This window comes from Massilia sp. TWP1-3-3 (genome assembly GCF_049897805.1).
Taxonomy (GTDB): Bacteria; Pseudomonadota; Gammaproteobacteria; order Burkholderiales; family Burkholderiaceae_D; genus Telluria_A.
The window spans coordinates 1-1,966 of the sequence record NZ_JAFCWX010000098.1 but is presented as its reverse complement, the minus strand read 5'-3'; the positions used below and the strand labels follow the sequence as shown (position 1 = coordinate 1,966).

The 1,966-nt window shown below is 53.1% G+C and carries 2 protein-coding genes; both read right to left on the bottom strand.

What is annotated here, in order from left to right; all coding sequences use genetic code 11:
- Positions 1-602: 602 nt before the first annotated feature.
- Positions 603-1,208, bottom strand: a complete 606-nt coding sequence (locus tag ACP7D4_RS27925; protein WP_426212689.1) for a hypothetical protein — start codon at positions 1,206-1,208, stop codon at positions 603-605.
- 41 nt (positions 1,209-1,249) lie between these two features.
- The coding region (locus ACP7D4_RS27920) for a hypothetical protein (RefSeq protein ID WP_426212688.1) at positions 1,250-1,966 on the bottom strand (717 nt) is incomplete at its 5' end.

Below are 1,966 nucleotides of genomic sequence, written 5' to 3'. Positions count from 1 at the left end.
CATAATATGGCACCGAAACCGTATATATGGACCGCGAAAGCGACCGACATTCTTGCCAAAGTCACGCGCGCTCGTGCCAAACTTAATAAGCTTCAATCTGTTTGACGCACTACACTAGCGCTGTCAGATGAGCACGCTAACAAATTATCGAGACGATACTACAACGTAAGCCTCTGATCCAGTAGGGCCGACCCGCATAAAGATGCACATGCGGCAACTGGCGATCAAGTAGTGCTTCACGGATTGACGCGCTCACAACCAGATCACTGGCGTAGAATAACAGGGGGGTGACCGCGTCCTTGATACGTCCGGCCTTATTTCTCTCCTTCAAAGCATTGCTGAAGACGAATGGGGGCGAGCCGGCGAGCTGCTGGGCCTCAGCCTAATGTTCGATCGAAGGTATTCGGGCGCCAAGTAGGGTGCACTCTCGTCGGTTGACTTCCTCAAAATATGATACTGCGCCGTATAATCTGTCACTACTGTCCCATGACCAATTCAAATTTTCCATCACCCGAGGAACAGTCGGGTTCGCCGGATGCTAGCTGAGGCAATGTCCCTCGTACTTAACGCCGAGCTAAAGCCGTGCTTCACTGCTCCCGAGCCTAGTAGTCGGACGCCAAGACCAGTCTTGCCCCTTGAGGCATACCACTTCTGAACAGCCCCGCGATAGACTCATGACAAAACACGTACGCGTCTATGGTGCCCCCCATCTTGAAGAGTAGCCGTTTTTCAAGCGGCGTTCTGTCGAGGACTTCAGCATCGAGCACGTACTCATACACACCAAAGCGCTTCGCGTCGCCGGTCCCCGTGTAGTTGGTACTGGCCTCGGACAATGTCCGATCCCAGCAGTCGAACAGAGACGTGAATGTGCAGTACCAGTAATCCTCATGCCACTTGTCCCGGTCGTCGATGTAGATCGCCGGATGCATGAACATATCGGGTACCTGAAGATCAAGCAGGGCGTCGCGGATCGAAGTTTTCACGACCAGATTGTTGCCATGAAATAGCACAGGGCCGATGAATTCCTTCACGCCGTTGGCGGCGAACCGGTCCCTCAAACTGTTTGTAAAAATCAGCGGCGGCGATCCGACCGGCTGTTGCTCGAAGCTGAAGTCGCGTTCGACCGTATTTTCGTCAGGGCCCAGGAACGGAATATTGTCTTGTTTTGCCTCCCTCAAGATATAGTATTGCTGTGTGTCGTCGCTCATTAGCTGCCCATTACTAGTTGATATTTCCCGACACCGAACCTCTAGTAGTCGGACGCCAACACCAGCCTGGCCCCGTTCGGCATGTCCCTTCGGAATAGCCCGGCAATCGACTCATGGCAAAACACGAACGCTTCCAGAGTGCCGCCCATTTTGAAGAGAAGACGCTGTTTGAGCGGCGTTTTATCGAGCAGTTCTTTATTCAAAACGTATTTGTAAACATCATAGTCTTTTTCGCCGTTCGCTTTCACGAAGCTCGTGCTGGCGTCTGACGCTGTTCTATCCCAGCAGTCGAACAGCGCGGTGAAGGTACAGAACCAGTAATCCTCATGCCACACGTCCCGGTCATCAATGTAGATCGCCGAATGCATAAACATATTGGGCACCTCAAGGTCAAGCAGGGCGTCGCGGAGCGCAGTCTTAACGACCAGATTGTTGCCATCAAATAATATAGCGCCGATAAATTCCTTGACGCGGTCTGCAGCGCATCGATCCTTCAGGCTGTTTGTGAAAATCAGTGCCGGCGACCCAACAGGCTGCTCCTCGAAGCTGTAGTCTCGTTCGACAGTGTTTTCGTCAGGACCCAAGAACGGAATATTGTCCAGTTTTTCGGGTCTCAAAATATAGTATTGCTCCGCGTACTGAGCGCGTGCAAGATGTTTGATGGCTTGATGGTCACGATATCTGATGGTCAATCGGACGCTCTGCCGCGACGCGACCGCTCGTGACCGGCTGGCATCGTCGCAGCGGGGGCCGGCCCC

Coding starts and splice junctions, on each gene's coding strand:
- ACP7D4_RS27925 (WP_426212689.1), bottom strand. CDS start 1,208: ATGAGCGACGACACACAGCAATACTATATCTTGAGGGAGGCAAAACAA.